Source organism: Brachybacterium halotolerans (assembly GCF_016623465.1).
Classification (GTDB): Bacteria; Actinomycetota; Actinomycetes; order Actinomycetales; family Dermabacteraceae; genus Brachybacterium; species Brachybacterium halotolerans.
Window position 1 is genome coordinate 126,362 of sequence record NZ_JAEDAJ010000007.1, and the last position, 24,375, is coordinate 150,736.

A 24,375-nucleotide genomic window follows, 5' to 3' on the forward strand; every position below is an offset into this window, starting at 1 on the left:
CGTACGGTGCCGTGTGCCTGCGGCGGGTACGACGATGGTCGAGACCTGCGACGACGTCGGTCCACGTCGGACGACGGGACGAATGGCACAATGAGCCCATGACGACGTCCTCACGCATCCTGGTGGTCGATGACGATCATGCGATCGCGGAGATGGTGGGCATCGTGCTGCGGGGCAAGGGCTTCGACGTGGTCACCACGGCCGACGGCGCCTCCGCGCTGGACGCCTTCGACCGCCTCCACCCCGACCTCGTCCTGTTGGACCTGATGCTCCCGGGCATGGACGGCATCGAGGTGTGCCGTCGCCTGCGCCGCCACTCCGGGGTCCCCATCCTCATGCTCACCGCCCGCTCGGACACGGCCGACGTGGTGGAGGGCCTCGAGGCGGGCGCCGACGACTACCTCACCAAGCCCTTCGAGCCCGACGAGCTCGTCGCCCGCATCAAGGCGCGGGTGCGGCGCAGCGAGGCGCCCAGCACCGAGCAGCTGAGTGTCGGCGACCTGGCCATCGACGTCGACGGGCACGAGGTGCGCCGCGACGGCGAGAAGATCCCGCTGACACCGCTCGAGTTCGAGCTCCTCGTGCAGCTCGCCCGCCGGCCCTGGCAGGTCTTCACGCGGGAGACCCTGCTCAAGGAGGTCTGGGGGTACCGCCACAGCGCCGACACCCGCCTGGTCAACGTGCACGTGCAGCGCCTGCGCTCGAAGATCGAGATCGATCCCGAGCATCCGCGCATCGTCGTCACCGTGCGCGGCGTGGGCTACCGCGCGGGCGGCGCGTCCTGAGCGTCCTGGACGCCCGGGGCGCGCGCATCATCGCCATGGACGGCGTGGATCGGACCGGAGCGGGCGGGCGCGGCGAGGAGCGCGGGCCGACGGGGCCTTCCGGGTGGCAGCGCCTGCGCCTCCTGCTGGGCCGCTACGCCCACCCGCGCCTGTGGCTGGATCCGCGGCGCTGGAGCCTCGCGGTGCGCGTGGTGGCGCTGACGATCCTGCTCGCGGCGATCTCGGTGATGAGCGTCGGCACGTACCTCTCCTCCGTGATCTCCGACGGGCTCTACGAGCAGCGCCGCGTGCAGGTGCTCGACGAGTCCACGACGATCCGCCAGGACCTGCTGGACACCCTGAACGGCACCGCGGGCGCCACCTCGACCCAGTCGCAGGACGCGGCGGCCAGCTTCATCCAGGGTCTGCGCAGCACCGACAGCGGGGCCCGGCGCGATGCTGCCCTGGTGCCCGTGGACACGACGAGCGCGACCTCCACGATCGCCTCGGACCGCGCGATGCTCGACCTCGTCGACGCGGACATGCGCACATCGGTCGCCGAGAGCTCGGACGCGCTGGTGTGGCGCAGCGTCGGGCGCCCCGACGACTCCGGTGCGACCGAGCCGCAGCTGCTCGTGGGCACCCGCGTGGTGGTGCCCGGCAGCGGCACCTACGACCTGTTCCTGCTGTACTCCCTGGGCCAGGAGCAGCAGACCCTGCAGTTCGTGCAGCGGGCCCTGATGGGCGGCGGCGCCGTCATGCTCGCCCTGGTCATGGGCATCGCGATCGTCGTCGCGCGCCTGGTCACCGCGCCCCTGCAGCGCGCCGCGAGCGCCGCGGAGAAGATCGCCGCCGGCGACCTGGGCAGCCGCGTCGAGGCCACGGGGTCCGACGAGATCGCGAAGGTGGGGCGCTCCTTCAACGCGATGGCCAGCAACCTCGAGCAGAAGATCGAGGACCTCACCGAGCTCTCCCGCGTCCAGCAGCGGTTCGTCTCCGACGTCTCCCACGAGCTGCGCACCCCGCTGACGACGATCCGCATGGCGACCTCGGTGCTCGACGAGCACCGCGAGGACTTCACGCCCGAGGTCGCCCGCACCACCGAGCTGCTCTCCGCGCAGGTGCGGCGCTTCGACACACTGCTCGCGGATCTCCTGGAGATCTCCCGCTTCGACGCCGGAGCCGCCGTGCTCGACGCCCGGCGCCACGACCTCGGGGATCTCGTCATGCGCGCCGCCGAGGACGCGCGCCCCCTCGCGGGCTCCCGCGGCTCCCTGCTGGACGTCCAGCTGACCTCGCTGTCGACCGAGGCGGTCGTCGACTCCCGGCGCATCGACCGCGTGCTGCGCAACCTGCTCACCAACGCCATCGAGCACGGGGCCGGTCGGTCCGTCGTCGTGCGCACGGGGGCCGACGACCAGGCGGTCGCCGTCATCGTCCAGGACTTCGGCGTCGGTCTCACCCCCGAGGAGGCCGAGCGGGTCTTCGCGCGCTTCTGGCGCGCCGACCCCTCGCGCGCCCGCACCCTGGGCGGGACCGGACTGGGCCTGTCGATCTCCCTCGAGGATGCCCACCTCCACGGAGGCTGGCTGCAGGCCTGGGGACGCAAGGGCCAGGGCGCCGTGTTCCGCCTGACCCTCCCGCGCCGGCCGGGCACCCAGATCGCGCGCTCGCCGCTCGCCCTCGAGCGCTCGTTCACCGGGCTCGACCGCGGCCAGGCGAGCGTCGGCACGGTCACCGGGGAGATCCCCGTGCGGGCCGACGCGCTGCCGTCCCTCGGTGAGGACACGGAGGCGGACGACGATGCGTGAGATCGATCGACGCGGACTGCTGCGCGGCGCGGGACTGCTGGGGACGGCGCTCGCGCTCGGCGCGTGCGCGCGCATCCCCACCTCGGGCGACGTGCACCGCGAGAGCCTCTCCGGGGCCGCGGCCTCCGACGTCCCCTACGTGCAGCCGCAGCCGCCGGCCGACGGCGCGAGCCCCGAGCAGATCGTCTCGGGCTTCGTGCTCGCGGGCGTCGGCCCCGAGGACGACTTCGGCGTCGCCCGCCAGTACCTCACCTCCGCGGCCCGCGCGAGCTGGGACCCCGCGGCGGGGGTCACCCTGTACTCGGCGGGCACCGAGCTCGCGATCACCGTCGTGGACCGCTCGAGCGTGCGGCTGAGCGTGCAGGCCGTGGGGCACGTCGACCGCGCGGGCGTGCGCACCCTCTACGGCGGCGCGAGCGCGCGCGAGGTCGAGCTCGGCGTGGTGAAGGAGGACGGGCAGTGGCGGATCAGCGATCCGCCCGCCGGCATCTTCCTCTCCGACTCCGCGTTCTCCCTGCTGTTCCGCGCCGTGCGCCTCTGCTTCCTCGACCCCAGGCAGATCCACCTGGTGCCCGATCCGCGCTGGTTCTTCGCGCGCGACGTCACCGCCTCGGCCCTCAGCGCGCTCGAGTCCGGTCCCACCGCGCCCTTCACCAAGGCCGTGCGCACCGCGATCCCCGAGAGCGCGCACCTGGGCTCGGCGCCCGTGAGCGCGGGCGGCGACGGCGTGCTCCAGCTCGAGCTGCCCGGGACCATCACGTCGCTCGGCGCGAACGCGCGCGATCTCGCGATCGCCCAGATCCAGGCGACGCTGCGCTCGGTGCCGGCGCTCTCGGACGTGAAGCTGCTGCGCGAGGGGAAGGACCTCGAGCCTCCCGCCGACGGGCCCTCGCGGGCGCTGCCCGGACACCGGCCGATCGCCGCCGGCGCGCAGGGCGTCGTCTCCCTCGCGGACGTCGGCGCCGGGGCGAAGGCGGAGCAGATGATCCCCGCCCTGGCGAAGGAGACCGTGCACGCCCCGGCGATGTCCCAGGCCTCCCCGCTCGCGGCCGCCCTGCGCAAGGACCGCTCCGCGGTGGTCCTGTGCTCGAGCGACGGCAGCATCCCCCGTCGGGAGGTGGCCGTCGGCGCGGACCTGCTGCCCCCGCGGATCGACGACGCGGGCTTCGTGTGGGCGCCGACGCGCACGGCCTCGGGCGCGCTGCTCGCCCTGTCCAGCCGCAGCACGCAGGAGGATGCGAAGGTCGACGCGAGCTGGCTGGACGGCCGCCGGCTGCTCTCCTTCGACATCGCGGCCGACGCCACCCGCGTGCTCGTGCTCTCGAGCGACGACGGCACCCCGCGCCTGGACCTGAGCGCCGTGGTGCGCGACGAGCACGGCGTCCCCCGCGCCCTCACCGAGCCCGTGCAGCTGCCCACCGCCCTCTCCTCCCTGCGCATGGCCACCTGGTACGACGAGTCCACCGTGCTGCTGCTGGGTGAGGACACGGAGAGCGCGGCGCCGCGGGCCCAGATCATGGGCCTGCAGGAGGACGGAGATCGCCTGCCCGCGCCGCCGGCCACTGTCGACTGGGTGGCGGGTACCGGCGTGACCGTCGCCGTCTGGGCGACCACGAGCGACGGCCGGCTGCTGCGCGTCGAGGGATCCTCCTGGGGCGACGTCGACATGGAGGCGCGCGACCCCTCCTTCTACTGACGCTTCTCCTGACGTCGGGCGGTGGGCGCGCTGCCGGGGGCCGGTCCTCCCCAGAGACCCCTCGTCCACAGTCTGAGCCCGGTTCCGGCAGGGCGACGACACGGGTGCTGTGCTGTGCCGATGACGGATCTCACCCGCGCCGCGGCGCTGCTCGGCGCGATCGTGCGCGAGACCTGCGGCCTGCTCGTGCCGCTCGAGTGCCCCTGCGGCAGCGAGGGGCGCCTGCTGTGCGAGGAGTGCGCCGCGCTGCTCGCCGCCGAGGCCCGCCGGGTGGAGGCGGTCTGCGACGCGGTGCAGATCGTGCAGGACGTCCGGGTCCGCGCGGGGGAGGACGGCGCCCCCGCGGGCGTGGACCATCGCGCGCTGCTGCCGGTGATGGCGCTCGGCGAGTACGCGGGGCCCCTCCAGGACCTGGTGCTGGCGTGGAAGAACGGCGGCAGGTCCCACCTCGTCCCGCTCCTCGCACAGGGCCTCGCCCCGGCGGCCCGGGCGCTCGCCGAGGCGGCAGGGGAGCCCGACCATGGGCCCGATCCCGTTCCCGATCCCCTTCCCGCACCCGTGCTCGTGCCGGTGCCCAGCAGGCTCGGCTCCCGCGTGCGGCGCGGGGAGGACCACACCGCCCAGCTGGCCGCGGCGATCTCGCGCCGCACGGGCCTGCCGTGGGAGGCGCTGCGCGGCAGGCTCGGCGAGGGGCAGGAGGGGCGCACGGCGCGTCAGCGCCGTCGGCGCCACCTCGCCGTGCGCGGCGGGGCGCTGTCGCGCACGCGGCGCGAGGGCGCCCCGGTGATCCTCGTGGACGACGTGGTGACCACGGGCGCGACCCTGCGGGCGAGCGCCGAGGCGCTCGGGCGGCTGGGCATCGGGGTCGTCGGGGCGGTCGTGGTGGCCTCGGCGCGCCTGCCCGCCACTCGGACGTTCCCCTGACGTCCCCCAGGATTCCGTGCCATGCTGTACGTCACACTCGCAGCGGACGAGTGGATCCCTCGCACGAGGAGGTGGCAGTCGGACCAGCCAATGCGGCCGGGCTGATCATCGGCCGCGTTCGTTCGAATGAGGAGGACCTCATGGAGATCAACGTCGTCGGACGCCACATGGACGTCCCGGAGCGCTTCCACCGCCATCTGTCGGAGAAGCTCGAGAAGGTCACCCAGCTCGCACCCGCGGTCATGCGGGTGGACGTGGAGCTCTCCGAGGAGAGCAACCCTCGCCAGGCCGATCAGGCAGCCCGCGTGGAGATCACCGTGCATGACGACGGCGCCGTGATCCGCTCGGAAGCCCGGGCCGATGACCTCTACGGCGCGCTCGACGTCGCCTACGGCAAGCTGTTCGAGCGCCTGCGGCGCGCCCGCGACCGCCGCAAGGACCATCGCCGCGGCCGTTCCCGCGGGCACGGCGCCGAGAGCGTGCGGACCATGGGGCACACCGGGGAGATCCCGCTGCTCCCCGAGGACTCGGTGGCCGCGGCGTCGGCCGACGAGGCCCCTGCGGCCGCGGACGAGGACGAGACCAGCGAGGCGGCCGACGAGAGCCCCGTCGTGATCCGCGAGAAGAAGCACAAGGCCGCCCCCATGAGCATCGACGATGCCCTGAACCGCATGGAGCTCGTGGGCCACGACTTCTACCTCTTCATCGACGAGGCGACCGGCAACCCCAAGGTGGTCTACCGCCGCAAGGGATGGAGCTACGGCGTCATCGAGCTCGAGCGCGTGGAGGAGGTCGCCCTCGACATCGACCCCGAGGACGAGCTCGCCGCCCGCAGCGCCTGAGAGCACAGCGCCCTGCGCACCGCGCAGTGCGCCGCCGACCATCGACCCCCGCATGCTCCGCCCGTCGCGCTCCCCGCGGCGGGCGGAGCCGCGTGCAGCGCCGCTCCGTCCCATCCTGCTCCTAGGATCGGATCCATGCCCGAGCGACTGAGCTGGAGATCCGCCCGCCGCATCGCACTGCGCGCGCAGGGCATCGGCGGCCGCCGCGCCGACGACCTGCCCGCGCGCGCCGCGAGCCGGCGCAGCCTCGAGCGGACCCTCGAACGCACCCACCTGCTGCAGATCGACTCGGTGAGCGTGTTCGCCCGGGCCCACCACATGCCCGTGTTCACCCGGCGCGGCTGCTGGGACGTGGACGTCCTGGACCGTGCGAGCCGGCCCGGCCGCGGGCGCCTCGTCCAGGAGGCCCTCGCGCACGAGGCCGCCTTCACGACCGCCGAGGTCCACTCCCTGCTGGGCTTCCGCCGCGAGCGCGCCGCGCGCAGGGACTGGGGCGCCGTGCGCCGCGCCGCCGGGTCGGACGCCGGGGCGATGCGCCGCGTGCTCGACGTCATCGCCGAGCACGGACCGATCAGCGCCGCCGCCGTCGCCCGCCTCGTCGGCGACGACGAGAAGCCCGCCGAGGGCTGGGGATGGCGCCGTTCGGACACGCAGTGGCTCGTCGAGTACCTCTTCCGCGCCGGTCACGTGGACTGCGTCGGGCGCAGCGCCCAGTTCGAGCGGCTCTATGCGGCCGACGCGGGCGCGCCGCTGCCGGACCACGCCTCGTCCTCCGACCCGGAGGGCCGGGAGGATGTGACGGGCGCGGAGGGCGCGGGCAGCGACCCGGACCCGTCGGCGGCGCAGGGAGAGCTCACCCGCCGCGCCGCGAAGGCGCTCGGGATCGCCTCCCCGGCCGATATCGCCGACTACTTCCGGCTGCGCGCCGCCGAGGTCGCCCCGCACATCCGGGACATGGTCGAGACCGGGACCCTGCGGGAGGTCGCCGTGCGCCGCGGATCCCAGGACCTCCCCCTGCTGCTGCACCACGAGGCGCCGCGGCCCGCTCCCGTCACCGCGGCCGCCCTCGTGAGCCCCTTCGACCCCGTCGCCTTCCACCGTCCCCGCCTGCGCGACCTCTTCGACGTCGAGTACCGGATCGGGATCTACACGCCGCGCGCCCAGCGCACCCACGGGTACTACGCCCTGCCCTTCCTGCTCGACGACCGGATCGTCGCCCGCGTGGACCTGCGCAGCGACCGCCGGCGCGGCGTCCTCGAGGTCTGCGAGGCGCACCTCGAGCCGCTGCCCGCGATGAGCGCCCGCGAGAGCGTGCCGGGCGCCGACGAGGTCGCTCCCGCGCTCGCCGAGGAGCTGGGCCGCGCCGCGCGCTGGCAGGGCCTGACGAGCATCGAGGTGCTCGGCGTCGGCGACCTCGCCCCCGCGCTCGCGGAGATGCTGTCGTAGCCGTCCTCGGTTCCCCGCCCCGCCGTGTGCCCTGTGGCACGGCGCTCGCAGGAGAGGGCACGTAGGATGGGGCGGCGCCGCGCCCTCCGGGGCCGTCGGCGTCCGCGCACTGCCGGCCCGCCCCGCGGGCCGGAACACCATCCGCCCTCCCGGGCGGACGAGACGAACCGGGCCGGTCACGGTCCACCCCGAGGAGCACGAGTGGTCAACCTCTTCGACACGATCCTGCGCGCCGGCGAAGGCCGCGAGCTGCGCAGGCTCACCACCATCTCCCGTCGCGTCGACGACGCGGCCGCGATCTACGAGGACTACAGCGACGAGGAGCTGCGCGAGGAGTCCGTGCGCTTCCGCGAGCGCCTCGAGGACGGCGAGACTCTCGACGACATCCAGGTCGAGGCCTTCGCCGCCGTGCGCGAGGCCGCGAGCCGCACCCTGGGCCAGCGCCCCTACGAGGTGCAGGTGATGGGCGGCGCGGCGCTGCACCGCGGTCGCATCGCCGAGATGAAGACCGGTGAGGGCAAGACCCTGGTCGCGACCCTCCCCGCCTACCTCAACGCCCTCGCGGGCAAGGGCGTGCACGTGGTCACGGTCAACGACTACCTCGCCTCCTACCAGAGCGACATCATGGGACGCGTGTTCCGCGCCCTGGGACTGAGCACGGGCTGCATCGTCTCCGGGCAGAAGCCCGAGGAGCGCCGCGAGCAGTACGCCGCGGACATCACCTACGGCACGAACAACGAGTTCGGCTTCGACTACCTGCGCGACAACATGGCGCTGAGCGCCGACGAGCGCGTCCAGCGCGGCCACTTCTTCGCGATCGTGGACGAGGTCGACTCGATCCTCATCGACGAGGCCCGCACGCCGCTCATCATCTCGGGCCCCGCCTCCGGCGACGCCAACAAGTGGTACGCGGAGTTCGCGAAGGTCGTCCAGCTGTTGCGCCGCGACCGCGACTACGAGGTCGACGAGAAGAAGCGCACCGTGGGCGTGCTCGAGACCGGCATCGACAAGGTCGAGGACCACCTGGGGATCGACAACCTCTACGAGTCCCTGAACACCCCCCTGATCGGCTTCCTGAACAACGCCATCAAGGCCAAGGAGCTGTTCAAGAAGGACAAGGACTACGTGGTCCTCAACGGCGAGGTGCTCATCGTCGACGAGCACACCGGCCGCATCCTCGCCGGTCGCCGCTACAACGAGGGCATGCACCAGGCCATCGAGGCCAAGGAGGGCGTGGCGATCAAGGCCGAGAACCAGACGCTCGCCACGATCACCCTGCAGAACTACTTCAAGCTCTACGAGAAGCTGTCGGGCATGACCGGCACGGCCGAGACCGAGGCCGCCGAGTTCATGAACACCTACAAGCTGGGCGTGGTGCCGATCCCGACCCACAAGGACATGATCCGCAAGGACCAGGTCGACAAGGTGTTCCGCACCGAGAAGGCCAAGTTCGACGCGGTCGTCGAGGACATCGTCTCCCGCCACCACCAGGGTCAGCCCGTGCTCGTGGGCACCACGAGCGTCGAGAAGTCCGAGTACCTCGCGAAGCTGCTCAAGGCCCAGGGCGTTGACCACGAGGTCCTCAACGCGAAGAACCACGCGCAGGAGGCCGCGATCGTCGCCATGGCCGGCGCGAAGGGCGCCGTCACGGTCGCCACCAACATGGCCGGCCGCGGCACCGACATCATGCTCGGCGGCAACGTGGAGTTCATGGCCCACCGCGCGCTCAAGGAGCGCGGCCTGGACCCGGAGGAGGACTCCGAGGCCTACGAGGAGGCGTGGGACGATGCGATCGCGGAGGCCGAGTCCCAGGTCTCCGCGCAGCACGACGAGGTCGTCGAGGCCGGCGGCCTCTACGTGCTGGGCACCGAGCGCCACGAGTCCCGGCGCATCGACAACCAGCTGCGCGGCCGCTCCGGCCGCCAGGGCGATCCGGGCGAGTCCCGCTTCTACCTCTCGCTGCAGGACGACCTCATGCGCCTGTTCAACGCGGGCGCGGCCGAGACCCTGCTGGCCCGCGGCGGCGTCGACGAGTCGGTCCCGCTGACCGGCCGCATGGTCTCCTCCGCGATCCAGCGCGCCCAGCAGTCCATCGAGTCGCGCAACGCGGAGATCCGCAAGAACGTCCTGAAGTACGACGACGTCCTCACCAAGCAGCGCAAGAAGATCTACGAGGAGCGCACCCGCATCCTCGAGGGCGAGGACCTCGAGGAGCACGTCGGGCGCTACATCGACGAGGTCATCGGCGGTGCGGTCGACGCGGCCACGCGCGGCGTCACCCCCGAGGACGTCGACCTCGAGGAGCTCTGGGGCACCCTGCGTCCCACCTACCCCGTCTCGATCTCGGCGGAGGAGCTCGTCGAGGAGCACGGCGGCAAGGAGAACCTCGATGCCGCGACCCTGCGCGAGGAGATCCTCTCCGACGCGCACCTGGCCTACGAGAACCGTCGGGCCGAGCTCGGCGAGGACGCGATGGACCAGCTGCAGCGCCGCGTGCTGATGTCGGTCATGGACCGTCGCTGGCGCGAGCACCTCTACGAGATGGACTATCTCAAGGAGGGCATCGGCCTGCGCGCCATGGCCCAGCGCGACCCGCTCATCGAGTACGAGCGCGAGGGCCACCTGATGTTCAGCGACATGATCGCGGGCATCAAGGAGGACGCGGTCGGGTACATCTTCAACCTCGAGGTGCAGGTGCAGCCCGCTCCCGTCGTGCCGCAGTCCGTCTCCGACCTGGTGACCAAGGCCGCCGGCGCGGTCGGCGCCCTCGCCGGGACCCCCGCGTCGGAGGCGTCCGAGGACGCCTCGGACGAGGACGGGACGGCCGAGGACGGGACGGCAGACGGCGAGCCGGCGGACGACGCGGCGGATGCGGCCCCTTCCGTGACGCTGCGGGCGAAGGGTCTGGACGAAGGGCCGAGCGCGCGCGAACTGCGCTACTCCTCGGCCGAGGGCTCCGGCGCCCAGGACGTCTCCTCGCTCTCGCGGGCCGAGCGCCGACGTCGCGAGCGCCAGCAGCGCAAGCAGGACTCGAAGAGCGCACAGGGCTCCTCGAGCGCACGCGGCTCCGATTCGCCCACGGCGTCCGGCGGGAACACCAGCGGTCCCTCGCGCGGGCGGCGCGCCAAGCGCTCCTGACGCCCCGGGGGAGGGTCAGCCGACCTCCAGGACGGTGACCCTCCACCCGGTGTGCCGCAGTTCCCAGCGCATGGCGAGGAATCGTGCGCGGTCGGCGTCGCGCACCACGGTGCTCGCCTCGACGACCCCGGACGTGACCACGCAGGTGCGGGTCCCGGAGATCGCCAGGCGCACGCGCGGAGTGCGGCCGGTGAGGCCGCGGATCCTGCGGGTGAGCGCCGCGCGCCGCGCCAGATAGGCCGAGACCTCCGGGGTGACCAGGCGGGAGAGCGTGCTCACCGGCCGGGAGTCGCGCACGATCTCGACCGCGCAGCGGGCCACGCTCTCCACGAGCCGGAGGCCGTCCTCGGGGTCGCGCGGATCCACGCCCGCGGCGAGCTGCTGATCGGTGGGCACGAGGCCGTCCGTCGTGGTCATGAGTTCTCCTGGGAGGTGGGGAGGGCATCGGGGACGGTGAGCACCTGTCCGGGCTCGATGTGGTCGGGGTCGGGGCCGATGACGTCGGCGTTCGCGGCGAAGAGCTCGGGCCAGGCCGCTGAGATCTCCCCGGGGGAGTCCGGGCCGACGCCCATGAGGTCATCGCTGATCGACCAGAGCGAATCGCCGTCCTTCACGACCACCGTGAGGGTGTCCGGCCGCCCGCTGTCATCGGAGCTGCTGTCATCGGAGTTGCTGTCATCGGCACCGGTGGCGCCGGACCCGGCGGGGGTGTTCTGGCCGTCCGCGGGGGCCTCCTGATCGCCCCAGCCGAGGCCCGGGAGCTCCTCGTCGCCGGCGTCCGGCTGATCCGTGGGCTCCTCGGGCGACGGTGCGTCGGGCTCGGCGGGCAGCTGGGCGGAGGGGGTGTGATCCGTGTGCGCGGGCGGTGGATCCTGCGAGCCGGGCAGGCGCATCAGCGGAGCTGCGGCGGGAGCCGAGGCAAGAGAGCCCGTCGACCCCGCCGCGCTCGTGACGCCGACCGGCGTGCCCTGGGCCTGCGCGGGCCCCGCCAGGAGGCCCGCGGCCGCCGTGGTCACGGCGAGCGTCGCCAGCGCGCGGGAGGCGATGCGCGGCGCGAGCACGCGCAGCGCCCGCAGCAGCGCTCTCGAGCCCGCGGCATCGGCCCCGCGCAGCATCACCACGGCGGCGAGGGCGTGCACGAGGGCGAGGTACGCGCACAGCAGGACGCCCAGGGCCGCGACCGCGAGCAGCACGAGCGCCGTGAGCGCGTCGGTGCCGTAGCTCGAGCGCGCCTCGACCTGCAGGGCGGCGGCCGCCCTCAGCAGGACAGTGCCGGCGGCGAGCGAGGCGATGGCGATCAGCGGCATGGCCAGCGCGGCGCGCCGACCGGTCGCCCTGGTCGTCACGTGCGTGCTCGGTCGGTCCGTCGTGCTCATCTTGTCCCCTCGCCATGCGCACCGGCAGACCGCCGATGTCGTGAGTACGCGTTCATCCGTGTCGTTTGATGCAGTTTGCTGTCGTATAAAGCGATGTGCGGGAATCTATCGCGATGTGATGTGAAGCGCAAACGTGCTCGTGGCAGCGCTTAGAGTGGGCGGATGAGCCTGGAGCGGATGTTCGAGGACCTCGAATCGCGCATGGACCACCTCGAGAGTGAGGAGCGGCGCGCGGTCACCGAGGAGCTCACGCGCGCCGAGCGCGCGCAGGTGCTCGTCCTCGATCGCCTGCGCGGCGCGGTGGGGCATGACATCCGGGCGCACCTGCGCGACGGTGCGGTCGTCGGGGGAGAGATCGTCGAGGTCGGCGCCGACTGGGTGCGGCTGCGGTCCCGGGCCGACGCGCGCTCCACGTGGGCGGTGCTCGGCGCGATCGTGCTGCTCGAGGACCTGCCTGATCGTGTGCGCGAACCAGGCAGCACGCGACTTCGCCCCCCGGGGCTCGGCACGGCGCTGCGGGCACTCGCACGGGACCGTGCGCTCGTGCACGTGCGCACGGCGGCGGGGGAGATGCAGGGCCGGATCTCGGGCGTGGGTCAGGACGCCCTGGATCTCCGTCTGCTGCCCTCGGGCGAGCAGCGCCCGGCCTCCAGGGCGCGCGGGGTGACGATCCTGCTCTCGGGGATCCTCTCGCTCACCGCGCAGCGGCCGGACTGATCAGGTCAGCGCTCGCTGCGGTGCGGGGCCGACGAGGACTGCGGCGCCTCCGTGCGCTCCTGCTCGAGGAAGGTCTCCGTGGCGGCATAGGAGCGCTCGATGTACGCCTCGAGCTCCGAGAGCTCGACGCGCCACTGCCCGCGACCGCCCACCTTGATCGCGCGCAGCTCGCCGGAGCGCACCAGGGCATAGGCCTGGGACGCGGAGATCGAGAGCTGCTCGGCGACGTCGGAGAGCGGGATGAAACGCGTGGTCATGGGTCTCCTCGGAAGGGGAAGGGCCTCATTGTCGCACCCGTGCGCCCTCGGATCCTGAGCATTGTGGATGAGCGGTCGCGGACGCCGGACAGTGCTCCGCTCGCCGCCTCGTCGTCCACAGGATCGATCGGCGGGCGGCGCGCGGACGAGCAGTGCCGTAGCCTCTCGCTCGAGGATCGGATCCCCCGAGTCCGCCGGCCCCGCCCGCTCCCCGGAGGTAGCTCTCGTGCCCCCTGCCCCTTCTCTCATGCGCCTGCGTCGACCTCGCTGGAAGGATCCGCGCCTCCTCGTCGGCATCCTGCTGGTCGTCCTCAGCGTGCTGCTGGGCGCCCTGCTCGCCTCGCGCGCCTCGGCGACCACGACGGTGCTCGTCGCGCGCGACGAGGTGGTGGTCGGCGATGAGATCGGCCCCGACGCCTTCACCACGGCCGAGGTCCGCCTCGGCGACCAGTCCGCGCGCTACGCCTCCTCGCCCGGGGACATCCCCGAGGGGTCCACGGCCCTGCAGTCCGTGCACTCCGGGGAGCTTCTGCCCGTCTCCGCGATCGGCCAGGGAGGCGGGGGCGACCTGCGCCCCGTCGTCATCCCCGTCGACAGCGCGGTTGCGGACTCCGTGAGCCCGGGCCGTCCCGTCGAGCTCTGGCGCACAGCGGCCGACGAGCAGGACAGCGATGCCCTCGCGGAGAAGCTCGTGGACGGCGCCACCGTGCGCCGCGTCTTCGAGGGCAGCACCCTGGGCATGCGGTCCATGAGCGTCGAGGTGCTCGTCCCGGCCGACGATCTCCCCGAGGTGCTCGAGGCCCTGGGATCCGGCGACAGGATGGACGTCATCGGCGTGCCCGGCGACCAGCAGGCCGGCTCATGATCGACATCGTGCTCTGCGCCTCCGGGCGCGATGAGGTGAGGATCGTCCACGACGTGGCCCGGGGGTCCTCCGGGAAGGCGCGGATCGTGCGGCGCTGCGCCGATCTCGCCGAGACGGCGGCCGTCGTGGCCGCCGGCATCGGCGACGTCGTCGTCATCGATCTCGCCGTGCGCGGTCTGGACCGCGAGGCCGCCGCCGAGATGCTGCGGGGCGGGGCGGGCGTCGTCGGCCTGCGCAGCGAGGAGGGCGCGGCGGCCCGCACCTCGCTCGGCCTGCGGATCGTCGTGGACGCCTCGGCCGACGTCGAGGAGCTGCTCGAGGCATGCGAGCGCGCCCTGCGGCCCGAGTCGGAGGAGGAGTCCGCCGGCGACGCGTGGGTGCAGGACACCGCCGATGGTCTCGAGGATCTGCCGCCGCGGCGGGCCCCGCTGATCGTGACCTGGGGGCCGGGAGGTGCTCCGGGCCGCTCGACCGTCGCCGTGAACCTCGCGGCCGAGCTCGCCGACGCCGGCGAGCCGACCGTGCTCGTGGACGCCGACACCCACGGACCTTCCCTCAGCCAGATGCTCGGCGTCCTCGACGAGTCCCCGGGTCTCGTGGCGGCCTGCCGCGCCGCCGCCCGGGGCACGCTCGACGACGAGACCCTCGATGCGCTCGTCCCCGCGGTGCGCGGGCGCCTCCACCTGCTCAGCGGCATCGGCGTGCCCGCCCGCTGGGCGGAGGTCCACCGCAGCTCCCTCGAGGACGTCTGGGAGGCCCTCGCGGACCGCGGTGGCGCCGTGGTCGTGGACGTCGGGGCCCCTCTCGAGGAGGACGAGGACCTCAGCTACGACACCGCGGCCCCGCAGCGCTGCGCGGCGTCGCTCAGCGCCGTGCGCCGCGCGGACGTGCTGCTCGCCGTGGTCTCCTCCGACCCGATCTCGATCACGCGGCTGGTGAGGGAGCGCGAGCGACTCGACGAGATCGGCGTCGGGCCGCTGCACGTGGTGATCAATCGCGCGGGGCCGCCCGCACGCGAGGAGAGGGTCGAGGAGCTGCTGCGCTCGCGCATGGACGTGGCCTCGGTGACGATCCTGCCGGAGGAGGCGACCACCTGCCGCCGCGCCGCCTGGGACGGCGCGGTGCTCGCGGAGGCGGCGCCCCGCAGTCCCCTGCGCAGGGGACTGCGGGACCTCGCCGCCCGGGTGCGCGCGGAGCATGCCGCCGACGAGCGAGAGGGGAGCGGAGCCGTCGCGGAGGCCGCCGGCGCGGGCGGCGCGGACCCGGAGCGCGCGGGCGCCGGCGTGGCAGGATGAGAGCCATGAGGATCTTCGCGCCCGTCGGACCCGCCGATCATGACGCCCTGCGCTCCGGCGCCGCGCGGATCGCGCTCGAGACGGGGCGCCTCATCTGGGGCGTCTCCGATGCCGCCCGCGCCGAGCGCGCGGAGGAGGACGTCGAGGAGCTCGAGTACGACGCGCTCCAGGACGCCGTGTTCAGCGCGCTGGGACAGGTCGACCCGCGGATGCGGGCGCTGGTCCTCGCCGGCGACGTGCCGGACGCCTCCCTGGCCGACGCGAGCGAGGACGGCGGAGCGTTCGGGCTGCGCCTCGCCCGCGAGGGCGCCCTCGTCATCGCGAGCGCCCACGCCACCGAGCTCGACGCCGCGGCGGCCGAGGTCGACGACACCGATCCCGCGCTGCTCTGGTTCGATGCGAGCGAGCTGCCCGCTGCGCTCGACTACGCGGAGGCGCCGCTGCGGTAGTCCTCGGCCGAGCGCTCCTCGGCCCGCAGCACCTTCGTCACGTACGGCAGCGCGGCCTTCTCGAGCCGGCCGCCCAGCAGCGGGACCTTCGCCGTGAAGTCCCCGTCGATGCTCACGGCGGAGTTCTCCCCGGCGGGCCGCAGCTCGAGATGCCCGCGCATCGAGGCGGGGGCGCCCTGCACGGTCAGCTCGATGGTGCCCTGGCGCGCGCCGCCCCCGGCGGGGGCCTGCCAGGACTGCACCTCGAGGATCTTCACGCTCCTGCCCACGAGCGAGCGGGCGATGTCCGGGATGCCCTCGGTGGCCAGCTCGAGATGCGTGGTGACGGTGAAGGCGCCGGCAGGATCCCCCTCCACCTCCGAGGTCGCGGACTCCGCGTGCAGGGTGCGGCCGCGGATCCGGGTGTAGGCGGGATCGGCGTACATCGCCGCGGCCGCCTCGGGCGGCATCGGCAGGTTCAGGTTCTCGCTCAGGCGCATGCTCCCACTATGCCAGCTGGGCCGGCCCGCTGACCGCCTCGTCCCCGCCTCGTCCCCGCCGGGGCGGCCCGTGCGGGAGTCCGGAGCTGGGCACCCGCGCGGAGCACCCCTGCACAGGACCTATCCTGGCCGTATGCCGAGTCTCGCCAAGTACCTCTCCGACGTGCCGGACATGGATGAGAAGACCTCCGAGTGGCTGCAGCTCCTGGTGGGGGACTGGGCCCTGCTGTCGGACCTGCTGCGCGCGGACCTCGTGCTGTGGGTCCGCACGCCGGCCGGCGCGCTCGCTGTCGCGCACTGCCGTCCGTCGACCGGCGCCACCGTCTACTACGAGGACCCCGTGGGGATCGAGGCCGACCCCGAGGAGAAGCCGCTGGTGCGCGCGGTCCTGGACGGAGAGGAGCCGTACTTCGAGCCCGCTGTCGTGATGCGGGAGGGCCAGGAGGCGCTGCGCCAGCTCGCCCCCGTCCGCCACGAGGGGCAGACCATCGGCGTGCTCACCATCGAGGCCCCTGTGCCCGCCGGCGAGCCCAGCCGCAACGAGACCCGCCAGCACGAGCTGGGCGAGCGGCTGCTGCGGATGATGGGGGAGGGCGCCTACCCGATCGCCGGAGCCCCGATCCCCCCGCGCCGCGGTGCGCCGCGCGTGGGCGACGGCATCGTCGAGCTCGACGCGCAGGGCGTGATGATCTGGGGGTCGCCGAACGCGCTGTCGGCCTTCCATCGCTTCGGCGTCGCCGGCGACATGACCGGCAGCACGCTCGCCGAGCTCACCACGGAGCTGCTGCAGACGCGCGCGCCCGTCGACGAGTCGCTGCCGCTCGTGCTCATGGGGCGCGCGGCCTGGCGTTCCGACATGCAGGCCCGCGGAGGCACGCTCTCGCTGCGAGCGATCCCGCTGACCGCAGGCGGCAAGCGCGACGGCGCGATCATCCTGGTGCGCGACGTCAGCGAGCTGCGCCGCCGCGAGCGCGAGCTGATCACCAAGGAGGCGACCATCCGGGAGGTGCACCACCGGGTGAAGAACAACCTCCAGACCGTGGCCGCCCTGCTGCGCCTGCAGTCGCGGCGGATGAAGAGCGACGAGGCCCGCGACGCGCTCGCCGAGGCGCAGCGCCGGGTCGCCACCATCGCGCTGGTCCACGAGTCGATGCTGCAGGGCAGCGAGGAGGCCGTCTTCTTCGACGAGGTCATCGAGCGCTGCCTGCGCCTCGCCGTCGACGCCGCGAGCGCGACCGTGCACCGCGAGGGGGCCGACGTCACGGACCCGCACCAGGTCGAGGTGCGCACCCAGCGCGTCGGCAAGGTCGGCTCCGTGCGACCGGAGGAGGCGACCCCGCTCGCGCTCGTGGTCACCGAGCTCGCGACCAACGCCGTGGAGCACGGGCTCTCGGAGACCGGCGGCACGCTCACCATCCGCGCGGAGCGCACCGGCAGCCACCTCGTGATCCACATCGAGGACGACGGCACGGGCATGAAGTCCGCCCAGCCCACCGGGCTCGGCACGAACATCGCCCAGACCCTCGTGCAGGGCGAGCTCGGGGGGACGCTGGACTGGGAGAACCGTCCCGAGGGCGGCACCCGGGCGACGATCGACGTCTACCTCGACCCCGTCAGCGTGGACGCCGCGAACGCCTGAGGCCGTGTCCGTCGGCCGCCCGCGTCCGACGGCCCCCGCGGAGTCCTGACATGCGACGACGGGCGACCCCCGGAGGGATCGCCCGTCGTGGAAGCTGCGGTGGCCGGGTCAGCCGGCGCGGCGAGCGCGCGCATTGCGGCGCTTGAGGGATCGGCGCTCGTCCTCGGAGAGGCCTCCCCACACGCCCGAGTCCTGGCCGGACTCGAGGGCGAACTTCAGGCAGGAGGTCATCACGTCGCAGCGCTGGCACACCGCCTTGGCCTCCTGGATCTGGGTGATCGCGGGACCCGTGTTCCCGATCGGGAAGAACAGCTCGGGGTCCTGGGTCAGGCATTCCGCGCGGTGGCGCCAATCCATCTGCTACTCACTTTCCGGTCACCCCGCAGCGGCTCGGGAGCCACGGCGCGGCTGGTGGTCGCCTTCGGCAAGGCGATACGGATCTACGGGCGGACCGATGCCGAGGCGGCCGATCCTGGGTTCCCTCCATTGTCGGAGGCCTCGCGGTGGGGGACAAGAGCGCACGGGCACGACCTGGGTGGCACTTCCCACAGCGCCGTGAGCGCCCGAGGACTGCTACGGGGCGCTCCCGCTGCGGAGCGCGTCGATAGAGTGCAGCACATGGCTTCCTCCGGATCTCCGTCCCCCTCGCCCCGCGGGGGCGCTCCGCGCCCCGCCACGACGGAGGACCGACCCGGCATGCGGCGCCTGGGAACCGTGCTGCTGGGCGCCGAGGCGCTCTGCCTGCTCCTCCTCGGCGGCTTCATGATCACACGGGTCGGCTCGCAGGACGTCGGCGCCTCCCTCGCGATCGGCCTGGCCGTGTTCATCCTGCTGTTCGCGATCGTGGTCGGCCTCGCCGCGCTCTCCCTCTCGCGCCGCGGCCGCTTCGGGCTCGGCTTCGGGGTCACCTGGCAGCTGTTCCAGGCGCTCGTCGCCGCGAGCATGCTGCGCGCCGCCATCGTGGTCGTGGGCGGGATCGGCATGCTGCTGGCCATCGCGACCTTCGTGGTGCTGCTGACCCTCGTGCGCGCGACCCCGCTCCCGTTCGACGACGAGGATGCGAAGAACGGACGCGGTCCCCGCGGCTGACGCCGCGAGGGCCGGAGTCCACCGGGACGGTCCCGACTACTCGTCGGCCGAGGCGAGAGCCTGCGCCGGGGCCGTGCGCGCCGCCCGGCGGCCCGGCAGCACCGAGGCCAGCAGCCCCGCCGCGAGCGCGAGGCCGAGGACCAGTGCGATCTGCCCCCACGGGATCGTGACCTGTAGCGGGAACTGCCCGCCCAGGATCGTCGCGATCCCCAGGACCCCGTAGACCGAGCCGAGCACGATCCCGACCGCCGCTCCCACGAGGGCCAGCAGCAGTCCCTCCCAGGCGAGCATCGCGCGCATCTGGCCGCGCGTGGTGCCCAGGGCCCGCAGGAGGGCGTTCTCCCCGGTGCGCTCGATCACCCCGAGGCTCAGCGTGTTCGCGACGCCGACGAGGGCGACGAGCACGGCGACCGCGAGCAGCGCGACGGTGATGCCCAGCAGCACCGTGAGGATCTGCCCGTAGCTCTCGCGTTCGACGCCGGCGGCGTCGACCTGCGCGTCCGGGGCGCCGTGCTGCGCGAGGGTGTCCTGGATGCCGGTGACGATGCCCATGGCGTCCTGGCCCTCGCGCGCGGCGGATCCCTTCTCGGCGAAGGCCGCGAACAGGGCGGGCTGGGCGTCCTTCCCGACGAGCGCCGTGAGGGTGCTCGGGGTGACGATCGACATCTGCAGGTTGGAGTCCACCTTCACGCGCAGCTCGTGCGAGGCGCCGTCGGCCCCGTCGACCTGCAGCACCTGGCCGTCGTGGACGCCGAAGCGCTCCGCGCGCTCCTCGCCCAGCAGCACGGTGCCGTCCTCGAGGGAGTCGGCGATGTCGGGGCGGTGGGAGTCCTCGCGCATCTGCGCGGGCGTCGCCGCGTACAGGGTCATCGGCTCGTCGGCCCCGACCTCGACGTCCCCGTGCTCGGTCGAGGAGACGTGGGCCACGCCGGGCACCTCGGACACCTCGGTGAGGGCGTCCTTCGGGAGCTTCTCGGCGGTGACGACGGAGTCGATGGGCTTGCGGCTGTCGAGCTCCGTGGTGAGCGTGGACTCGGTGGTGCGGGCGCCCACGGCCATCATCGTCATCAGCGTGGTGCCGATGAGCAGGGCCGCGACCGTGGCCGCGCTGCGCCGTGGGTTGCGCGAGGTGTTCGCGCCCGCGATCCGCGCCGGAAGCCCGCCGATCCTCGCCGCGAGCGCGCCGGCGAACCGGGTCAGCGGCCGCGTGAGCACCACGAGTCCCACGAGCAGTCCGGCAAAGCTCACGACCCCGCCGAGGAGCCCGACCGCGACGCCGAGGCCCACGCTGCCCGTGAAGGACACCGCGACCGCGCCGACCAGTGCCAGCAGTCCCAGGGCGACCGCCGCGAGGCTCAGAACACCGCGCGCCCCGAGGCGCCGGTGCAGGGCCGGGGGAGCGGGACGCAGCGCCTGCAGCGGCGCGACGCGCACGGCCGCGCGCACCGGCCCGAAGCCCGCGAGCACCGTGAGGGCGACCCCGACGACGACGGGCACGATCAGCGACAGCGCCGAGATCGGGACGAGCAGCAGGCCGTCGAGCAGGCCCAGCCCGGCGGCGGCCGCCAGCAGCGCCTGGGCCAGCACGTGCGCGCCGAGCGCGCCGATCACCGCACCCACCAGGCCCACCAGGGCGCTCTCGCGCAGCACGGTGCGGGCGACCTGGCGACGGGTCGCGCCGAGGGTGCGCAGGAGCGCGAGGGCGCGGGTGCGCTGGGCGAGGGTCACGGCGAAGGTGTTCGCGACCACGACCGCGCTCGTGACCAGGGCGATCACGACGAACACGACGAAGACCATCGCCAGGGCGTCGAAGCCCTGCATGACGTCCGAGACGCCGTCGTCGATCGCCTGCTGGGCGGTGAGCGCGGAGAGGGAGTCGTCCTGCAAGGCGGAGACGACCTGATCGGGATCGGTGCCCGGCTCCAGCGCCGCGAGCCACGTGCTGGTGGTGCCCGGAGCGATGAGCGTGTCCTGGTTGTGGGAATTCACGTGGACGACGGGGGTGGCGCCGAGCGCCGTGGCGGTGCCGCTCGCGCTGATGCCGGAGACGGTCAGCTCGAGGTCGCCCGGCTTGCCGTCCGCGCGCGACTCCGCGGGGATCTCGACCTTCTGGCCGACGCCGACGCCGAGCTGCTCGGCGGCCGCCTGGTCGAGGACGACCTCGTGCGCGGAACGCGCGTCGTGGCCGGCGGTCAGCTCGAGCGGCTCGACCTCGTGCGGGGGATCGCTCTGCTGCTGCAGGAAGGCCGAGCGCCCCGAGCCGGCATCCAGCTGCATGTACCCCTCGGACAGGGGCCAGACGGCGCGGGCGTGCGGGACCTCGGGAGCCGTCGTCGCGGAGTCGGCATCCGACGAGGAGCCGTCGGCGGGAGCCGCGTCCTGGTCCTCGTCGCCGATGACGACGTCGGCCCCCTCGTAGCGCTGCTCGACCCCTGCGGAGAGGGAGGTGGTCATGAGGTTCGCCGCGATGAGCATGATCGCGACGAAGCCGCTGGCGAGGGCGACGGTGATGAGCGCCGCGAGGTGCCTGCGGGGCGGGGTGAGGCGGATGCGGCGGCTCATCGCAGCACCTCGTCGGCGCTGATCCGGCCGTCGGCCAGGGTGATGATGCGGTCGGCGCGCTCGGCGGCGTCGCGCTCGTGGGTGACCATGACGACGCTCTGCCCGAACTCGTCGACGCTCACGCGCAGGAAGTCCAGCACCTCCTCGGTGGTCGTCGAGTCGAGGTTGCCCGTGGGCTCGTCGGCGAAGACGACGGCGGGGGAGGTGACCAGCGCACGCGCGATCGCCACGCGCTGGATCTGCCCGCCCGAGAGCTGCGAGGGCAGGTGGTCCAGGCGGTCGCCGATGCCGAAGGCGCCCGTGATGGTGTCGAGCCAGGCGCGGTCCGCGCGGCGGCCCGCGAGGTCCAGGGGCAGCAGGATGTTCTGCTCCGCCGTGAGCATGGGCAGCAGGTTGAAGGACTGGAAGACGAAGCCGATGCGGTCGCGGCGCAGACGGGTCAGGGCGTCGTCGCCGAGGCCGGTGATCTCGGTGCCGTCGATCTCGATCGAGCCCGCGTCGACGGCGTCGAGGCCCGCGAGCACGTGGAGGAGCGTCGACTTCCCGGAGCCGGAGGGGCCCATGATCGCGGTGAACCCTCCGCGGGCGATGTCCACGTCGACGCCGTCGAGCGCCCGCACGACGCTCTCGCCCTTCCCGTAGGACTTGCGCAGACCGCGCGCCCGCAGGACGGCGTCGGTAGTCGACGGCTCGGGCTCGGTCGCGGTCGCCGCGTGCGCGGCAGGAGCGGGCGAGGGGACGGCCGAGGTGGGGACCGCGTCGGCGGCCCGGTGGTGGGGAGCGGGGGAGTGCATGGAGTTCCTCCGTGGATCGGGGCGAGGGCGGTTCCCTCGCGGCGGCGTCCCGGCTGCGACGGGACACCACGATGCTCTCCGTGCAGGGGGCGGTGTGTCGTCAGCGTCCGGTCGTCCCTGCCCCGCGCGCCGCCCCACCGGGGTCGGGCGGGGCCCTCCGCCCTGGGTATGACGCGGGGCCGGAGGGCGTCCCTGGATCAGGAGCCGGGCGTGACCAGCCCGCTCTCGAAGGCGATGATGACGGCCTGCACGCGGTCGCGGGCGCGGAGCTTGGCGAGCACGCGGCCCACGTGGGTCTTCACGGTGGCCTCGGCGACGAAGAGCTCGGCGCCGATCTCCTGGTTGGAGAAGCCGCGCGCCATCAGGGCGAGCACCTCCCGCTCGCGCTCGGTGAGGGCCTCGAGGACCGAGTCGTCGCGCTCCTCGGGCGGAGGGGTGCTCACCATCTGCGCCATCAGTCGGCGCGTGGCGGACGGCGCGATCACGGCGTCCCCGCGGTGCACGGTGCGGATCGCGGCCAGCAGCTCCTCGGGCTGGGCGTCCTTGAGCAGGAAGCCGCTCGCGCCCGCCCGGATCGCGGCCATCACGTAGTCGTCGATGTCGAAGGTCGTGAGCACCACGATCTTCGGCGCCCTGCCCTCCGGGGCCTCCTCGAGGATCTGCCGGGTCGCCTCGATGCCGTCCAGTCGGGGCATGCGCACGTCCATGAGCACGACGTCCACCCGGTGCGACCGCAGCTGCTCGACCGCCTCGGCGCCGTCGGCGCTCTGCAGGGCGATCTCGAGGTCGGGCTGGGAGTCGATGACCATCGCGAAGCCGGCGCGCACGAGCGGCTGGTCGTCCACCAGGGCGATGCGCAGGGGACGATCGGCCGACGGCTCGACGGCCGGGTCCGGCGACTGCTCGGGGGTGTGCTCCGGTGTCATCATCGGGTCCTTCCGTTCAGGGGGATGCGCACGCTGACCCGGTACCCGCCCGCGGGCAGGGGACCGGTGTGCAGGGTGCCGCGGAACATGTTGACACGCTCGCGCATGCCGGTGTGGCCGTGCCCGAGGCCGTCGGACTGCGGGTCCACACCCCGCCCGTTGTCCTCGACGTCCAGGGCGAGCAGGGAGTCGTCGCGACGCAGGGAGACCCGGGCGGAGGCCCCGGGGCCCGCGTGCTTCATGACGTTGGTGAGGGCCTCCTGCACCACCCGGTACAGGGTGAGTCCCATCGGGCCCGGCAGGTCGGTGACCTCGCCCTCCTGGGCGAGCTCGACCGGCAGGCCCGCCGCGCGCACCTGCGCCACGAGCTCGTCGAGCGAGGCGAGGCCGGGCTGGGGGCCGAGGTCCTGGGCCTCGTCGCTGCGGAGCACGCCCAGCAGGCTGCGCATGTCGGCCAGGGCGCGCCGACCGGTGCTGCCGATCGTCTCGAGCACGTCGGTCGCCTTGGTGGGGTCCTGGGAGGCGACGAAGCGTCCGCCGTCGGCCTGGGCGATGATGACCGAGAGCGAGTGAGCGACCACGTCGTGCATCTCGCGGGCGATGCGGGCGCGCTCGTCGGCCACGGCGAGGCGCGTGCGCTGCTCGCGCTCGCGCACGGCCTGCGCGGCGGCCTCGCGGGCCATGCGCAGCTGGTCCACGCGCACCCTCTGGTAGCGACCGGTGGCCCAGGTGGCGAGCACGAGCGCGCATCCGAACATGAACACGACGATGCTCGCCACGATCTGCAGATACCAGACTTCCCCCTGGCCGAGCAGGAAGGACAGACCCACGGACTGCATCGCAGCGCCGACGAAGCCGCCGATCAGGGCGAGCGTCGGTACGCGTCCGCGACCGTGCACGGTCGCGCAGTAGAGGGCGTAGAAGATCATCACGTCGCCCAGGACCAGAACCATCCCGAGCAGGAAGTGGGCGATCGCCAGGATGGCGATGGCCAGGGTCGCCCAGCCCGTTTTGGTGCGCAGGAACGCCCCCGCGACGAACATGGGGATCGACCAGATCAGCCAGCCGTCCACGGACATCGACGGCACCAGGGGCAGCGAGCCCAGCACGAGCAGCAGGGCGATGCCGCCGAAGAGCACGCCGTCCACGATCTGGGGGTGCGTGGCGAGCCAGCGGAAGGGCGCGTCGAGACGGCTCGGCGGCGGGTCCACCGGCTCGGGGGCGGTCCGCCCCTCGGGCGGCGGGGAGGTGGTCATGGCCAGAGCCTAGATTCCCGGGGCCGACAGGGCGTCCGCCCGCGGGCGGA

General features: G+C 73.5%; 22 protein-coding genes. 13 read left to right on the top strand and 9 right to left on the bottom strand.

The window, feature by feature from the left end; genetic code table 11:
- Window positions 1-98 precede the first annotated feature (98 nt).
- The 7 genes from mtrA to secA all read left to right on the top strand — a co-directional run bounded on the left by mtrA (window position 99) and on the right by secA (window position 10,621).
- The gene (mtrA, locus tag I8D64_RS12360; RefSeq protein WP_200503088.1) at window positions 99-785 is read left to right on the top strand and encodes an MtrAB system response regulator MtrA; all 687 of its coding nucleotides are present in this window, start codon (window positions 99-101) and stop codon (window positions 783-785) included.
- Window positions 786-829: 44 nt separating this feature from the next.
- Window positions 830-2,575, top strand: a complete 1,746-nt coding sequence (gene mtrB, locus I8D64_RS12365; protein WP_343068569.1) for an MtrAB system histidine kinase MtrB — start codon at window positions 830-832, stop codon at window positions 2,573-2,575.
- Entirely contained in the window at window positions 2,568-4,271 is a 1,704-nt protein-coding gene (locus I8D64_RS12370) for an LpqB family beta-propeller domain-containing protein (RefSeq protein ID WP_200503090.1), read from the top strand. Before mtrB ends, I8D64_RS12370 begins: the two co-directional genes overlap by 8 nt.
- Before the next feature lie 120 nt (window positions 4,272-4,391).
- The gene (locus tag I8D64_RS12375; RefSeq protein ID WP_246483006.1) at window positions 4,392-5,195 is read left to right on the top strand and encodes a ComF family protein; all 804 of its coding nucleotides are present in this window, start codon (window positions 4,392-4,394) and stop codon (window positions 5,193-5,195) included.
- A 140-nt stretch (window positions 5,196-5,335) separates the two neighbouring features.
- Window positions 5,336-6,037, top strand: a complete 702-nt coding sequence (gene hpf, locus I8D64_RS12380; RefSeq protein WP_200503091.1) for a ribosome hibernation-promoting factor, HPF/YfiA family — start codon at window positions 5,336-5,338, stop codon at window positions 6,035-6,037.
- 135 nt (window positions 6,038-6,172) lie between these two features.
- Window positions 6,173-7,483, top strand: coding sequence for a winged helix-turn-helix domain-containing protein (locus tag I8D64_RS12385; RefSeq protein ID WP_200503092.1), 1,311 nt, complete (start codon window positions 6,173-6,175; stop codon window positions 7,481-7,483).
- 201 nt (window positions 7,484-7,684) lie between these two features.
- Entirely contained in the window at window positions 7,685-10,621 is a 2,937-nt protein-coding gene (gene secA, locus I8D64_RS12390) for a preprotein translocase subunit SecA (RefSeq protein WP_200503093.1), read from the top strand.
- A gap of 15 nt (window positions 10,622-10,636) precedes the next feature.
- On the opposite strand, the gene I8D64_RS12395 is transcribed toward secA, so the two are convergent.
- Window positions 10,637-11,038, bottom strand: coding sequence for an Rv3235 family protein (locus I8D64_RS12395; RefSeq protein ID WP_200503094.1), 402 nt, complete (start codon window positions 11,036-11,038; stop codon window positions 10,637-10,639).
- Window positions 11,035-11,997: a LysM peptidoglycan-binding domain-containing protein gene (locus I8D64_RS12400; protein WP_200503095.1), complete on the bottom strand. Its 963-nt coding sequence runs from the start codon at window positions 11,995-11,997 to the stop codon at window positions 11,035-11,037. Before I8D64_RS12400 ends, I8D64_RS12395 begins: the two co-directional genes overlap by 4 nt.
- A gap of 162 nt (window positions 11,998-12,159) precedes the next feature.
- Here I8D64_RS12400 and I8D64_RS12405 point away from each other — a divergent pair, with 162 nt between their 5' ends.
- Window positions 12,160-12,714 (top strand): hypothetical protein, encoded by a 555-nt coding sequence (locus I8D64_RS12405; RefSeq protein ID WP_200503096.1) that lies wholly within the window; start codon window positions 12,160-12,162, stop codon window positions 12,712-12,714.
- A gap of 5 nt (window positions 12,715-12,719) precedes the next feature.
- Here I8D64_RS12405 and I8D64_RS12410 read toward each other — a convergent pair whose 3' ends face one another.
- Entirely contained in the window at window positions 12,720-12,971 is a 252-nt protein-coding gene (locus tag I8D64_RS12410; RefSeq protein ID WP_200503097.1) for a helix-turn-helix transcriptional regulator, read from the bottom strand.
- A gap of 247 nt (window positions 12,972-13,218) precedes the next feature.
- Between I8D64_RS12410 and I8D64_RS12415 the strand changes: the two genes are divergently transcribed.
- Genes I8D64_RS12415 through I8D64_RS12425 form a run of 3 tightly spaced genes read left to right on the top strand, consistent with a single transcriptional unit; the run spans window position 13,219 to window position 15,580 of the window.
- Complete coding sequence (locus tag I8D64_RS12415; protein ID WP_200503098.1) at window positions 13,219-13,836, top strand: SAF domain-containing protein; 618 nt, start codon at window positions 13,219-13,221, stop codon at window positions 13,834-13,836.
- A complete protein-coding gene (locus I8D64_RS12420; protein WP_200503099.1) occupies window positions 13,833-15,131 on the top strand; it encodes a CpaE/TadZ family protein in 1,299 nt (432 codons plus the stop codon). The genes I8D64_RS12415 and I8D64_RS12420 overlap by 4 nt, the downstream gene beginning before the upstream one ends.
- A 5-nt stretch (window positions 15,132-15,136) precedes the next feature.
- Window positions 15,137-15,580, top strand: coding sequence for a DUF6912 family protein (locus I8D64_RS12425; protein WP_200503100.1), 444 nt, complete (start codon window positions 15,137-15,139; stop codon window positions 15,578-15,580).
- On the opposite strand, the gene I8D64_RS12430 is transcribed toward I8D64_RS12425, so the two are convergent.
- The gene (locus I8D64_RS12430; protein ID WP_200503101.1) at window positions 15,556-16,059 is read right to left on the bottom strand and encodes a DUF2505 domain-containing protein; all 504 of its coding nucleotides are present in this window, start codon (window positions 16,057-16,059) and stop codon (window positions 15,556-15,558) included. The two genes, I8D64_RS12425 and I8D64_RS12430, sit on opposite strands and share 25 nt — an antisense overlap.
- A 133-nt stretch (window positions 16,060-16,192) precedes the next feature.
- Between I8D64_RS12430 and I8D64_RS12435 the strand changes: the two genes are divergently transcribed.
- Complete coding sequence (locus tag I8D64_RS12435; protein ID WP_200503102.1) at window positions 16,193-17,698, top strand: sensor histidine kinase; 1,506 nt, start codon at window positions 16,193-16,195, stop codon at window positions 17,696-17,698.
- 108 nt (window positions 17,699-17,806) lie between these two features.
- Here I8D64_RS12435 and I8D64_RS12440 read toward each other — a convergent pair whose 3' ends face one another.
- Window positions 17,807-18,055: a WhiB family transcriptional regulator gene (locus tag I8D64_RS12440; RefSeq protein ID WP_152354364.1), complete on the bottom strand. Its 249-nt coding sequence runs from the start codon at window positions 18,053-18,055 to the stop codon at window positions 17,807-17,809.
- 339 nt (window positions 18,056-18,394) lie between these two features.
- On the opposite strand from I8D64_RS12440, the gene I8D64_RS12445 reads away from it, so the two are divergent.
- Window positions 18,395-18,787 (top strand): hypothetical protein, encoded by a 393-nt coding sequence (locus I8D64_RS12445; RefSeq protein WP_200503103.1) that lies wholly within the window; start codon window positions 18,395-18,397, stop codon window positions 18,785-18,787.
- Window positions 18,788-18,823: 36 nt separating this feature from the next.
- On the opposite strand, the gene I8D64_RS12450 is transcribed toward I8D64_RS12445, so the two are convergent.
- The 4 genes from I8D64_RS12450 to I8D64_RS12465 all read right to left on the bottom strand — a co-directional run bounded on the left by I8D64_RS12450 (window position 18,824) and on the right by I8D64_RS12465 (window position 24,325).
- Window positions 18,824-21,349, bottom strand: a complete 2,526-nt coding sequence (locus tag I8D64_RS12450; RefSeq protein ID WP_200503104.1) for an FtsX-like permease family protein — start codon at window positions 21,347-21,349, stop codon at window positions 18,824-18,826.
- Entirely contained in the window at window positions 21,346-22,143 is a 798-nt protein-coding gene (locus I8D64_RS12455) for an ABC transporter ATP-binding protein (protein ID WP_200503105.1), read from the bottom strand. Before I8D64_RS12455 ends, I8D64_RS12450 begins: the two co-directional genes overlap by 4 nt.
- Before the next feature lie 197 nt (window positions 22,144-22,340).
- Window positions 22,341-23,069: a response regulator gene (locus I8D64_RS12460; protein ID WP_200503106.1), complete on the bottom strand. Its 729-nt coding sequence runs from the start codon at window positions 23,067-23,069 to the stop codon at window positions 22,341-22,343.
- Window positions 23,069-24,325 (bottom strand): sensor histidine kinase, encoded by a 1,257-nt coding sequence (locus I8D64_RS12465; RefSeq protein WP_200503107.1) that lies wholly within the window; start codon window positions 24,323-24,325, stop codon window positions 23,069-23,071. Before I8D64_RS12465 ends, I8D64_RS12460 begins: the two co-directional genes overlap by 1 nt.
- Window positions 24,326-24,375: the final 50 nt, after the last annotated feature.